This is a genomic window from Spirosoma foliorum (assembly GCF_014117325.1).
Lineage (GTDB): Bacteria > Bacteroidota > Bacteroidia > Cytophagales > Spirosomataceae > Spirosoma > Spirosoma foliorum.
Map to the genome: position 1 here is coordinate 7,660,461 of NZ_CP059732.1, position 12,444 is coordinate 7,672,904.

A 12,444-nucleotide genomic window follows, 5' to 3' on the forward strand; every position below is an offset into this window, starting at 1 on the left:
GAAAGATATGAGAAGTTGGAAACTAGTTTTGTTGATCATAGCCTTAGTGGTGGTTGCCCCTGATTTAATGGCCCAGTGCGCCATGTGTCGGGGTACGGTTGAAAGCACAGTTAGCAATGGCCGAAGTGTGGTGGCCTCTGATCTGAATTTGGGTATTTTATATTTGTTGTTGGCCCCTTACCTTATTGTTGCCTCCATTGGCTATCTATGGTATAGGAACAGTAAGCTAGAGCATGGAAGACGTATCGAAATTGCAGGCCGCGTTAAACGGGCTATGTCCCAGATGTAGGCAGGGTAAGATTTTCAAAAAGCCATTCTACGCGCTGAAGGGTTTCGATGAAATGTATGAACATTGCCCGCATTGTGGATTACGATACGAAGTCGAACCAGGTTATTTTATAGGGTCAATGTATGTTAGTTACGCCATTTCAGGTGGAGTAGCTTTAGTTCTGGGCTTCTTATTATTCTACCTGGGGCATGATCCGGCAGGATGGATATATGCGGGTGTTATCATACCAGTTATGATTGTCATCGCGCCCGTTAATTTTCGAATATCGCGTGTTATCTGGCTGCATTATGTAGCCGGTATCCAGTATGTAAAAGGGCTTTAAGAGCCCTTTTTTTGTGTTCAAAAAAAAATTGGTGGCCATGCAACCTGCACCCTGTTATCTTGCATCTTGCTAGTGAACCTAAACGAATATGCTCCGACTAATACCGTTTTTTACGACTGAAGCGCAGTTGATTGCTGCCTTGAAGCGGGGCGAAAGCCGCGCTCATAAGGTCGTATATGAGCGGTTTGCAGGTAAAATGCTTGCCGTTTGCACACGCTATTGTGCCAATCGCGATGATGCTGAGGAGGTGATGATCGATGGGTTTATGCGCGTATTTGAAAAGATTGAGCAGTTTCGGGAGGATGGGAGTTTTGAGGGGTGGATACGGCGTGTGATGGTGACGGAGTCACTTATGTTTTTGCGAAAGAACAAACAATGGCGTCAAGAGATACCAATTGAAGAGGTAACGGTTGAGCCAGACTATGCCTGGGCAGATACGGCAGTTAATGAAAACGATTTACTGCGCATGGTGAATCAATTACCTGACGGTTATCGTACCGTATTTAACCTCTATGCAATTGAAGGGTACTCGCATGCAGAAATTGCCGAAATGTTGGGTATTTCTGAAGGTACGTCGAAATCCCAATTGAGTCGGGCGAGAATGCTGTTACAGGCAAATTTGAAGAAATTAGAACAGGAGCCAAAAGTAAAACAACAGGTTGGCCAACATGGATATTATGAAAAAACAGCCAGAAAAGCAGCCCATTGATGATCTGTTTGCCCGGAAGCTGGGTAACATGTCTCTGCCACCTAGCGACGATGGTTTTGCACGTTTACAGGCGCGTATGGGGCAGGGTAAACAGGAGGCAAAAGTAGTCTTCTGGCGCAATCCTGCTATGCAGCGCTATATGGCAGCTGCGGCTTGTTTATTGCTTGTCTGCTTATTCGGGTGGTTATACTGGCCATCGAGTGGCACATCGCCGTTGAATGGCGTACAAGTGGCAACAACCCAGTCTGAAAAATCAACTTCGATAGCGAAAAAACCCGCCCAAAAACAGATTGATCAGGAACCGTCTGTTGACAATAAATCGACCGATCAGGACAATGATCGCTTAAATCTGGAGCAGCGTGGATCTACTGAACAAGTCGCACAGGTAAATAAATCGTCGGAAGTCGATAAGCAGAGCCATGAGTTGACTAATGTGCCAGCTAGTACGCATAAAGCAAGCCATAAGCCCGTAACGATTGCAACCGATCGACCTGTATTGGCACAGACAAGTCCTGCCAATAATAAAGCAAATCCAGAAGTCATTAAACAGGAAGTTGCTCAGCCCACTGTTCAACCAGTGATAGAGCAAATCGCTGAAAGTAAACCAATTATAAAGCCTGCGCCAGCTGCGGAACGGGTGCTGGTTGTCACCATTGCGGAGCCAGAAGCATTAGTAGCGGCTCGTGAAGCGGCTAGAACGGCGGTGGAAGAGAAATCGGTTGCCGCTGCTGATAAGCCTGAAAAAGAAACAAAATCAGGTGGGCTGTGGCAGCAGGTAAAGCGCATCAAACAAGGGGAAGTATTCGCTCGTGGGGATAATACAAATGATGATGAGCGGGGCTTACTTGGCCGGGCTTATACTGGCCTAAAACATAGTCTTGATAAGGATAAATCAGCTAAACAATGAAAAGGGGATTGTTTTTTGTCGTTGTTTTAAAAGCATTATTAATGGTATTGGTAGTTCAGGCCAAGCCATTAAGTCCCACCGACTCATTGGTTATTCGGTTTGCTAATCGTACACGTCTGGTTATCTATGGACCTGACAAGGCGAGTATCCAGGCTTTGTCGAATTACGATTTGAATAAAATCGTGCGTGAAATGGGTATGAAACTCGACTCCGTGTCGGGTGGGCCAACGGCCATTTCGCAGGATGGTGGCCGCTTCCTGAAAGATACTGTGCTCGTTGTGACCCAAAAGAAAGACGGAATGACGGTTATTATTAATGGAAACACAGATTCCGCTAAACCATACGAGTCGCAGAAAGACAAGAATGATCAACAGGATAGGCAAGCGTCTGAACGAGCGAAACGTCGGAGAGAGGGAGGGAACTTTGATTATGGGGTAAGTTTTGGGCTTAACAACTTCATTCAACAAAGTGCATTACCTGCATATCCTGAAGATGGCTATGATCTTCAACCCTTAGGGTCACGTTATTTTGCGTTATCTGTAGGGGCAATGCCGACGATTATCCGGGGTAAATATGCGTCGTTAAAACTGTATTATGGTGTTGAGCTAGCCTGGAACAATTTTATGTTCGAAGGCAACAACATAGTCGAAAAAACGGCAACAGGAGTGGCCTTCCCCGATGCTGGTCGGGATTTACAAAAAAGTAAATTGACGGTTTGTACTATCGGAGTGCCCGTTGTCCCTCGCGTAACGTTCTACAATAGCGACGGTCGCAAAGTATGCCATATTGGTTTGGGAGGCTATGTGAATTATCGACTCGATAGTTATCGGAAAATCAAAGAAGCGGATGGGAGCAAAAACCGTCTGCATTCAGATTATTACTTGAACAACATCCGATACGGTTTAGTGGCGCATCTGGGTATTCGAAGCTTTGATTTTTTTGTGAAGTATGACCTAAACCCTTTATTCGAAGTAGGTAAAGGACCAGATCTCCGAACGCTTACGTTTGGGGTTGGGTTCTAAACTATATGCAGGATAAAACGATATCGATTATTGGGCTAGGCTGGTTAGGCTTACCCTTGGCAAAGCAATTAACGGTTGAGGGGTTTCAGGTAAAAGGCAGTGTTACCTCAGTTGAAAAAGTAGATTTATTGAAGCAGGAAGCTATTGACACTTATCTGCTTCAAATGAATCCCGAGCCTATTGGCGATCTGGCTAACTTGCTTCAGGCAGATACGCTTGTTGTCAATATTCCACCTAAAGCCGGAAAATTGGGGGATGATTTTCATCCGATTCAAATTGAGCACTTAACTCAGGCAATCCGGCAATCGCCCGTAAAGCACATAATCTATGTTAGCTCGACATCGGTCTATCCAGAACTTAACCGAACAGTGGTTGAAGATGATGTTGTCGAACTACATCAATCGGCAGCTCCTGGGTTCATCAAAGCTGAGCAATTGATGCAGAATCTTGCTCCAGAGAAATCCGTTACAATAGTTCGTAGCGGAGGCCTGGTGGGCTACAACCGTATTCCGGGAAAGTATGTGGCCGGACGAACAGTAGAGAGCGGCTTAGTACCCGTAAATTACCTCCACCGCGACGATGCCGTGGCGCTTTTGATAGCACTAATTCGACAGCCTATTGGCGGTACGTTCAATGCCATTTCGCCAATACACCCCACGCGGGAAGCGATCTACCGAAAAAGCTGTACCGATTTTGGGTATGAATTACCTACGTTCGTTACGTCTGCCGAGCCAGTTCCATATAAAGTTGTGAGTCCCGAAAAATTAATAGCAGCAACGAACTACCAGTTTAAATACCCTGACCCACTTACGTTTTTCTATGAACTATGAGCGGAGCAAATGACGCATACGTGTCAGGAAGAATCCGCCTGATGAGGGTTTACTAGTTGGAGTAACTGCTCGGTTTAAAGCTGCCAGAAACAGGAAGTATCCCTGAGCATGCCACGCCCGAAAACGCTCGCTGAGCTGTTTATCGTGCTGAGGTAGGTAATTGATCAGTTTATCTAAATCGAAGCGATCTGACGCAACGCCAACCCCTGCCCGTTGCCCATCGATAGCATTGCAAGCTTGTTCATAATGGTTTGCCTGTGGAATCATCAGTGCCGGTTTGCCCAAATAAGCAGCTTCGCAAACCGATTCAAACCCCGCTGTGGTAACGATGGCTTTGCAACGAGCCATAAACTCAACAAAACGCTTACCGTCGATGGCATGAAAGGTTAGCGTATCGTCAACAGGTTGATCAGGCAGTGTTGTCCCTGAATGAAAGCCATCCATACGAATTTCTGGATGTTGCTCGTGGGCTTTAAGAAGTTCAACTTTCAAGCCAGGCTGTGTAACATAAGCCAACAGAAAATCGCCAACGGTGGGCTTCAATTCGGTAACCTCCTGTCGTAGCAAAGGCGGTACAATACGTAGCCGTTGACGGGGTTCATCAGCTTGTTTGTCGAAGGATAAAGCCAACAACTCCTTGGCTCCAAAACAAGTTAGTAGGGTGTTTATTTTAAAGGCCTGACGATATAACCACTGCCCTTTGGGGCGCTGAAAATTCGGGTGGAAAGCCATGTACTGATGAGCAATACACACCATTGGAACAGAGGGACGTAATAGGGCGTAAGTCATGCCGCCAAGCATCTCAAAAAAATTAACAACTACATCCGGCCGTTCCGTTTCAATTATGTCGCGCACCTGTACCAAGCTGCGCCAGAAGGGTTTTGCGTAACGAATAGCCTGTAAAGTAGTTTTAACGGGCTCCAGTGCATTGGTACCTGCGTTGTAAACTAACCCCGGACTAAAAATAGGCGTAATAGGCGCTGAAAATTTCTCACTAAAAAATTTGGGTACATCCCGATCGGCAGTTACGCCAACAATTGCCCCAATAACGTCATGCCCAGCCATTTGTAAAATCTGAGCCAGTGATAATGCTTGTGTCAAATGGCCTCGACCCTCACCTTGTACTAAGAATAATACGCGCATAATGCAATGAGAAATTAAATTGTTGGTACAGGAATGGAGCGGTTTATAAGAGAACCTGGGGATTGCATTGCTGGAACCGGCGAGTTGATCTCATCGTCCTCAGCTGAAGTCATGGTATAATAAAGCAGACTCCAGTTGCCATCGTGATCTTCAACAAGTGCACTCAATGATTCAACCCAGTCGCCGGAATTCATGTAAATGATTCCATCGATCTCGCGAATGGCGGGTTGATGAATATGACCGCAGATAACGCCATCGCAATAACGGGCGCGAGCTAGTTCGGTAAGCTTCTGTTCATAATCGGAGATGTAGCTTACCGCTTTTTTGATACGCGATTTAATCTGCTGGGAGAGCGAATAGTAAGGTAATCCCCGCCAGGTACGGTAGTGATTATAAAACTTGTTGACCCAAAGCAGAAAGGTATACCCCATATCGCCCAGATAGGCCAGCCATTTCATTTGGGATGTGATCGAATCGAAGACGTCGCCGTGCGTGACATAAAATTTTTTATCGCCGGAAGTAAGGGTGTAATCTTTCCGAATCGAAAAATTCTTGCCCACTTTGAGCGGCATGATCTGATCCAGAAAGTCATCGTGATTACCCCTGAGGTAAACAACTTTCGTGTTATAGTGAACGATTTGTCGTAAAACCGTTTTAAAAAAAGCAGTGTGTTTTTTCTTCCAGGTACCGTACTGTTTCAATTGCCATCCATCAATGATATCGCCATTGAGAATAAGCTTTTGACAGGAGTAATTTCGCAAAAACTCGGTAGCCTCCTTTGCTTTCGACCCAGCAGTGCCGAGGTGAATATCGGAGAGCACAATTGTGCGGAATTGAGTGCTTACTTGCATGAACGAAACTAGACATCACATGTGACGTAAGATTTATCGAAGTGTTACCAAATTGACAAGATTATAGCTCTAATTGGGCGATGGTTCATATTGACTTAACAAACGACAACTAATGGAAAATCCGGTGCTTATTTTCGGAGCAGGAAGTCTGGGTCTGACCGCTTTAGACCTGTTTCAGCGCAATAATGTGGTAGTGTATGGACTACTTGATGATAATAAAGAATTGCATGGAAAGGAATTCGGAGATATATCGGTATTGGGTGAAACGGACGACGATGGCTTCTTAAAGCTAATTGGTCAAAAGTGCGAAGCCTTTGTTGCGATTAGCGATACTCGTGTACGGAAACGGCTCGTAAAGATGCTGAACGAACGGCGGAAGGTGCAACCTGTAAATGCTATTCATGATACGGCCACCGTTTCGATCATGGCCACTATTGGTCACGGTAATTTGATTGCAGCTCGTGTAGTAGTCAATCCTTACGCTGAAATAGGGCAGCACTGCATTATCCAGTCTGGTGCTATTATTGAAAGCCAGGCCAAACTTGGCGATTACGTTCAGATAGGAACAGGATGTATTGTAAACAGTGGGGTAACGATTGAAGAGGGTGTTTTTATCGGAACCGGTGCCACGTTAATTGCCGGAGTCACTATTGGAAAAGGGGCTCGCGTAGGAGCAGGCTCAGTTGTAGTCGAGAATGTTGAGGCTGGCGCGACTGTGTTTGGCAATCCGGCTAAGAAACTTTAAAAGTCATAAATTAAATCGGGTGTCGTAAGTGAAACAGGAATTAACCACATTTCACTTACGACACCCGATTTGATTATGCATCAAGATTATTCTACGTACAATACCTCGTTTGCTAAGAAGTCCTGATAGGTACGTTCGAGTCCCTCTTTGAGCTCAGTCGTGTGTTTCCAGCCCATGTCGTGAAGCCGGGACACGTCCATCAGTTTGCGTGGCGTACCGTCGGGTTTATCCGTGTTCCAGCGTAGCTCGCCTTCGAAGCCCACAATTTCTTTGATGAGTTCGGCAACCTGTTTGATTGTCACATCTTCACCCGTGCCAATATTGACAAACAGCTCACCGTTATAATGCTCCATCAAAAAGAAGCAGGCATCAGCTAAGTCGTCGGCATGAAGGAATTCACGCATGGGCGAACCCGTACCCCAAACTTCAACCGTTGGCTGGTTATTGATTTTCGCTTCGTGAAACTTACGAATCAAAGCGGGTAATACGTGCGAACCGTTCAAGTCGTAGTTGTCATTGGGGCCATACAGGTTAGTAGGCATCGCTGAAATGAAATCGCAGCCATATTGACTTCGGTAGGCTTCACAAAGTTTTATTCCTGTAATTTTAGCGATGGCGTAGGGCTCGTTCGTCGACTCGAGAAAACCACTAAGCAGGTATTCTTCTTTAAGCGGTTGCGGTGCTAATTTTGGGTAAATACAAGACGAACCCAGGAACAACAATTTCTTAACACCTGTTTTATAAGCCTGATGAATGATATTTGATTCAATCATCAGGTTATCGTACAGAAATTCGGCACGATAGGTGTTATTAGCCATAATGCCACCAACTTTAGCAGCAGCCAGAAACACATATTCAGGACGTTCCTGTTCGAAAAAGTCAGCAACTGCCTCCTGATTGCGTAAATCTAGTTCAGATGATGTCCGTGTAATAATAGTTGTGTAGCCTTCTTCTTGAAGTTTACGAATAATAGCCGACCCGACCATACCTCGATGTCCGGCAACATAAATACGAGCCTGTTTTTCCACAAGAATTGATTATAAGTAAACCGCCAACTACTAGGCGGACGAGTTGATAAAATAATACGTCTTTATAATGCGTTGCAAAACTAACAAACTTTAGGGATCAATCATTTCCCCATATTATGTTTGCATTTGACTTAAAGTTACCGACTTTATTATTCGGCGTTGTTAGTCTTACGGTATATAGTGTTCAGGCACAAACTGTAAATACCGCGCCCTCTTCGCTGACAACGGCGTCGAAACCCGTGTTGGCACCTTCTGGGGCTGCCCCGTCTCCATTTGCCCCTTTCTCATCGGTGCCTTCATCGCTCACGACCCTTGGTTTACCAACCATGTCGTCGTTAAAAGAGCAGAAAGACGCTTATGTAGCTGGGATTATGCCCGATCTAGGGCTAAAGGTTAAACAATTAAAGAAACTAAAGGCCGACCGGAAATCCAAAAATAAACTGTCAAAAACGGAGTATGAAGGCCTATCGATGGTTAAGGCCTATACGAAATTTGGTAGTGGCGACCGGACTATTGTTGAGGAGTTTCATATTCTGCGCGATAATGATGCGGCTAAACCATTAGCTTATGTCCGGGAGATATTTCGGTATTACCAGAAATCAGCTCGTGTGACAAGCTCGATTGTTAAAGACGAGGGAGCCGGGTTACTATTGCATGGACCCTATAAGCGTTATCAGAACGGCGATTTAGTGGAGGAGGGCTATTATTATGCGGGCATGAAAGATGGGCGCTGGGAGAAATACGACGGTAATTTTATGCTGGTCGATAAAACCCGGTGGCACTGGGGAATGCCCGCCGAATCTCAGTTAGTATACTATGACTCGACTCACCATAGGATCAAGGAGATTATCCCCAAAGAGTATGGGAAAGTAAAGGGAACCTACATGGCGTTTCACGAAAATGGCCTGTTAGCGGAAGAGGGAAAGTATGAGAACGGTGTGAAAGTTGGCCGTTGGACAGAATATTATCCTATCAATCCAAGTGGTCGGCGAATGCGTCGGAAGCTCATTCAATATGCCAGTGATCAGTGGGATACCGAATTCGAACCGTATACCATTACAGAATGGGACGAAAAAGGGAAAGTCACGTTTGAGCAATCGAAGAAAAAGGTTGTAGAAGACAACGAAACGGAAAACTAGTTACTGGTTGTCGTTAATCAGTGGTCGTCATGGCGACTATTGATTAACGACTATTTATTTAAACACCCCTTTTGGGTCTGGGGCTTTGGCTAGTAATTCATTGAGATAGCCTAAATCAAGCGAAGCAAAGTCAAGATTTCGAGCCTGGTGGAAATACTCCCACGCTTGCTGATAGCTTGCTTTCAAATAATAAATCATCGAAATCTTCTGATAAGATAGGGCATTAGGATTCAGCGAAACGGCCCGCTGAAGATGCCCTTCGGCTTCGGTCAGCATATTCTCATCCGGTTTTTCCTGGTATTGTTTAATCTGTACCGTTGCCAGATCGGTCATCAGAACCGTGTTGCTATCGTCCACGGCGATGCCTTTTTTCATCATCCGAATCGCTTCGGGTAGTCGATTTTTCTGGTAACAGACCACACCCAATCCCCAATAGGCATCGGCATTTCGGTCATTGAGTAACCAGGAGAGGTTGAAGCGATGGGCTGCTGTGTCTAATTGACCATCACCAATATAGTCCCACCCGCGGGCGGCAAAGAAAGTGCTGGCTTCGGTCCGTGTGGCAAAATTACGGTCGCAGTCGTTCAGGAAATGAATTTCTTCATCAATCTGAGCGGTTGTTTTAGGGCGTTCGCCAAAAAGAGGTAATGTATTGACAGCCTCTCCTGTATCAACTGATCCGCCTGAATTAGCCGCTTCCGTTGACTGAATCGACTCTTCCAGGTTTTCGTGTACCGATTTGGCGTGTTGTACTGCATCGCCCGATCGTACCGATGTAATGAACTGCTTAGTTTGGGCAGCCGCAAAAAACGGTAACACAACTAAAGTACACTGTATCAGACTAAACCGAACGCTCATAGTAAATCAATATACCTGGGGTACATGCTTTGGTAAAACGAAAGGAGTATCCAAATTAGTGCATTATCTGCAAATTAGCGCCGTCCTCCTCGTGGCCCAGATCGCTTTGCTCCACCAGCTTTATGGCTAACTCCACCGGAACGTGACCATGTGGTGCTTGAAACAGGCTTTTTAGCACCCGTTTCTTTGGCTTTAGCGATTGATCTGGCTTTGCCAGGGGGCAGATTTTTTGCTTTTTTCTCGTGAAATGCACCCTGAAACTCTGGATTTTCTTTTCGGCGCTGCTCATCAACTTCACGGAGCATCGCCTGTTGTTCATCGAAAGGGGTTTCTGCAACCTCAACATTCGCAGGTAACGGCTCCCGGGGAATAGTCATGCGGATAATCCGTTCAATTTTCTGCACATGGTATTCTTCAGCCATGGTCAGAAACGTAATCGCTGCACCTGCATGATTGGCACGGCCCGTACGGCCAATCCGGTGTACATAATCTTCATAGATCAGTGGTAAGTCGAAATTAATAACATGACTCACCTCGGCGACATCAATACCCCTGGCAGCCACGTCTGTAGCTACCAATACCTGAACATTGCCTTCTTTAAAGGCATCCATGGCGTTGATACGCGTATTCTGACCTTTGTTGGCATGAATCACCCTGATCTTATCGGTCTCTACCACTTTACGTGCCAGAAATTTATAAATGTTCTCGGCGGTGGTTTTCGTTCGGGCAAAAATGATAACTCGCTGAAAGGCATCTTTACTGATCAGGTAATCGAGTAAATTGATTTTGGTGCGAAAATTGGGCACCTCATAAATCACTTGACTAACCATCTCGGCAGTCGAAGCCTGGGGGGTCACTTCTACTTTGACGGGTGATTCCAGAAACTCAGCAGACAGTCGTTCGACTCGTCCGCCAAATGTTGCTGAGAAGAGTAAATTTTGCCGCTTGGTAGGTATAATCTCCAGAATTGAACGGATTTGAGGCATAAAGCCCATATCCATCATTTTATCGGCTTCGTCCAGTACCAGCGTCCGAATATTTTTTGTTACAATCTCGCCTAGTCTGTATAAGTCCATAAAGCGGCCGGGGGTAGCCACTAACAGGTCAACGCCTTTTTGGAGCGTCTCAATCTGTGTTTTGGGGCCTAAACCGCCATAAAGTGCTAAATGACGCAAGCCAGTATATTTTCCTAATTCGCTCACCGCTTCATTAATCTGCATGACTAATTCGCGTGTTGGCGCAAGGATTAGAGCACGAGGAGCCTCTCCTTGCGGATACTTTATTTTCATGAGCAACGGCAATAAATAAGCCGCTGTTTTTCCCGTACCCGTTTGAGCAATGCCCAGTACGTCATGATTGCCTAAACTCAACGGAATCGTTTGTTGCTGAATAGGCGTTGGTTCGGTATAGCCGAGTTCTGCTACAGCATTAAGGAGCTGGCGGTTCAACTCGAATTGCTCAAAAGAGGTAATTTCCATAGAAATGGTTTATGGTATTCGCTTTATGGTATTCGGTTTACGGTGGCGCGGTGCGGCCTGTCATCTCTGTTTATTCTTATCAGATAGCACCGTGCCACCGTAAACCAAATACCATAAACTTAGAACTGTTTCAGTATTCGTTCCACGGCACTAACATAACCAGAGCCAAAGAGATTCAAATGAACGAGTAGTGGGTAGAGATTGTAGATGGATACGCGTTCGTTGAAACCGCTTTGTAGGGGGAATGCTTCATCGTAAGCATCGTAAAAGCGCTCATCAAATCCAGCGAATAATTTGGTAAAAGCGAGTTCTGCTTCTCTGAATCCGTAATAAACAGCAGGATCAATGAGAGCAGGAGACCCTTCTTCGTTTATCAATACATTGCCAGACCATAAATCACCGTGAAGCAGTGCTGGCCGTTCGTCAGGAATAAGATCGGGTAAGCGCTCTCGTAAACGAAACAAGGCATCGTAGGCTTGCTTAGACAATAAACCTTTATAGAACGCTAAGCCTGCCTGAGGCAACAGTCGGTGGTCGAAAAAGAAATCGAAGCCATTATCCGTAAGCTTGTTGTTCTGATGCAGTGATCCAATATAGTTGTCAAAATGTAAACCAAACTGGGGCTGTGTATGAGAATGTAAGATGGTTAGCTTCTGACCAAGTGTTTCCCAATACGTTTTGGCCGGTTTTCCGAAATCAATGTATTCCAGAATTAAATAACATTTTCCCTGATAATGGCCATGCCCAATCACTTGCGGAATTTGAAAAGCGCCAGTCGGGCGGAGTAGATCGAGCCCCCAGGCTTCGGATTCAAACATGCTGGGGCTTCCCACTGCAGAATTGTCGACATGATTCCATTTAATGAAAAATACCCCTGCCGACGAAAATACCTGAGCCGCCGTATTGATATCTCCCCCCGATAGAAACTGGGCTTCAATGACATCAACGGATTGACCTAATACTGAAAACAGAATGTTTTCAAAGAAGGAAAATTGCTCGTCGCCCCAGAAATCCATGTGTTATTTAGTGTGTGGTTTAGGCGGTTCCTCGTCAGGATTTTCGGTAGTTTGCTGAGCCAAATTGGCCAACTACTCGATTGAGATAATCTGTAAACGATAAATCA

14 protein-coding genes are annotated in these 12,444 nt (G+C 45.5%); 8 read left to right on the forward strand and 6 right to left on the reverse strand.

Features of this window, described 5'->3' with window-relative positions; translation table 11 throughout:
• The first annotated feature begins 7 nt into the window (after positions 1 to 7).
• The 6 genes from H3H32_RS32205 to H3H32_RS32230 all read left to right on the forward strand — a co-directional run bounded on the left by H3H32_RS32205 (position 8) and on the right by H3H32_RS32230 (position 4,079).
• Positions 8 to 289 carry a CAMCR motif-containing small membrane protein gene (locus H3H32_RS32205; protein WP_182459827.1) on the forward strand — a complete coding sequence of 94 codons (282 nt, stop codon included), beginning with the start codon at positions 8 to 10 and terminating at the stop codon, positions 287 to 289.
• Entirely contained in the window at positions 234 to 611 is a 378-nt protein-coding gene (locus tag H3H32_RS32210) for a DUF983 domain-containing protein (RefSeq protein ID WP_182459828.1), read from the forward strand. Before H3H32_RS32205 ends, H3H32_RS32210 begins: the two co-directional genes overlap by 56 nt.
• 88 nt (positions 612 to 699) lie before the next feature.
• Positions 700 to 1,320 (forward strand): RNA polymerase sigma factor, encoded by a 621-nt coding sequence (locus H3H32_RS32215; protein WP_182459829.1) that lies wholly within the window; start codon positions 700 to 702, stop codon positions 1,318 to 1,320.
• Complete coding sequence (locus H3H32_RS32220) at positions 1,289 to 2,227, forward strand: hypothetical protein (RefSeq protein WP_182459830.1); 939 nt, start codon at positions 1,289 to 1,291, stop codon at positions 2,225 to 2,227. Before H3H32_RS32215 ends, H3H32_RS32220 begins: the two co-directional genes overlap by 32 nt.
• Positions 2,224 to 3,249 carry an outer membrane beta-barrel protein gene (locus H3H32_RS32225; RefSeq protein ID WP_182459831.1) on the forward strand — a complete coding sequence of 342 codons (1,026 nt, stop codon included), beginning with the start codon at positions 2,224 to 2,226 and terminating at the stop codon, positions 3,247 to 3,249. Before H3H32_RS32220 ends, H3H32_RS32225 begins: the two co-directional genes overlap by 4 nt.
• 5 nt (positions 3,250 to 3,254) lie before the next feature.
• Entirely contained in the window at positions 3,255 to 4,079 is an 825-nt protein-coding gene (locus tag H3H32_RS32230) for an NAD(P)H-binding protein (RefSeq protein WP_182459832.1), read from the forward strand.
• Here the strand turns inward: H3H32_RS32230 and H3H32_RS32235 are convergent.
• Complete coding sequence (locus tag H3H32_RS32235) at positions 4,074 to 5,222, reverse strand: glycosyltransferase family protein (protein WP_182459833.1); 1,149 nt, start codon at positions 5,220 to 5,222, stop codon at positions 4,074 to 4,076. The genes H3H32_RS32230 and H3H32_RS32235 overlap by 6 nt on opposite strands.
• A gap of 14 nt (positions 5,223 to 5,236) precedes the next feature.
• On the reverse strand, positions 5,237 to 6,073 hold the full coding sequence (locus H3H32_RS32240; protein WP_182459834.1) for a UDP-2,3-diacylglucosamine diphosphatase: 837 nt from the start codon (positions 6,071 to 6,073) through the stop codon (positions 5,237 to 5,239).
• Positions 6,074 to 6,185: 112 nt separating this feature from the next.
• On the opposite strand from H3H32_RS32240, the gene H3H32_RS32245 reads away from it, so the two are divergent.
• Positions 6,186 to 6,818 carry an acetyltransferase gene (locus H3H32_RS32245; protein WP_182459835.1) on the forward strand — a complete coding sequence of 211 codons (633 nt, stop codon included), beginning with the start codon at positions 6,186 to 6,188 and terminating at the stop codon, positions 6,816 to 6,818.
• An 86-nt stretch (positions 6,819 to 6,904) separates the two neighbouring features.
• On the opposite strand, the gene fcl is transcribed toward H3H32_RS32245, so the two are convergent.
• Positions 6,905 to 7,846: a GDP-L-fucose synthase gene (gene fcl, locus H3H32_RS32250; RefSeq protein ID WP_182459836.1), complete on the reverse strand. Its 942-nt coding sequence runs from the start codon at positions 7,844 to 7,846 to the stop codon at positions 6,905 to 6,907.
• A 116-nt stretch (positions 7,847 to 7,962) separates the two neighbouring features.
• On the opposite strand from fcl, the gene H3H32_RS32255 reads away from it, so the two are divergent.
• A complete protein-coding gene (locus tag H3H32_RS32255; protein WP_240543560.1) occupies positions 7,963 to 8,985 on the forward strand; it encodes a toxin-antitoxin system YwqK family antitoxin in 1,023 nt (340 codons plus the stop codon).
• Positions 8,986 to 9,039: 54 nt separating this feature from the next.
• On the opposite strand, the gene H3H32_RS32260 is transcribed toward H3H32_RS32255, so the two are convergent.
• From H3H32_RS32260 to H3H32_RS32270, 3 genes are all read right to left on the reverse strand, one after another.
• Positions 9,040 to 9,843: a tetratricopeptide repeat protein gene (locus tag H3H32_RS32260; RefSeq protein WP_182459837.1), complete on the reverse strand. Its 804-nt coding sequence runs from the start codon at positions 9,841 to 9,843 to the stop codon at positions 9,040 to 9,042.
• A 74-nt stretch (positions 9,844 to 9,917) separates the two neighbouring features.
• Positions 9,918 to 11,321 (reverse strand): DEAD/DEAH box helicase, encoded by a 1,404-nt coding sequence (locus H3H32_RS32265; RefSeq protein WP_182459838.1) that lies wholly within the window; start codon positions 11,319 to 11,321, stop codon positions 9,918 to 9,920.
• Between the two features lie 119 nt (positions 11,322 to 11,440).
• The gene (locus tag H3H32_RS32270; RefSeq protein ID WP_182459839.1) at positions 11,441 to 12,337 is read right to left on the reverse strand and encodes a fructosamine kinase family protein; all 897 of its coding nucleotides are present in this window, start codon (positions 12,335 to 12,337) and stop codon (positions 11,441 to 11,443) included.
• Between the last annotated feature and the right edge of the window lie 107 nt (positions 12,338 to 12,444).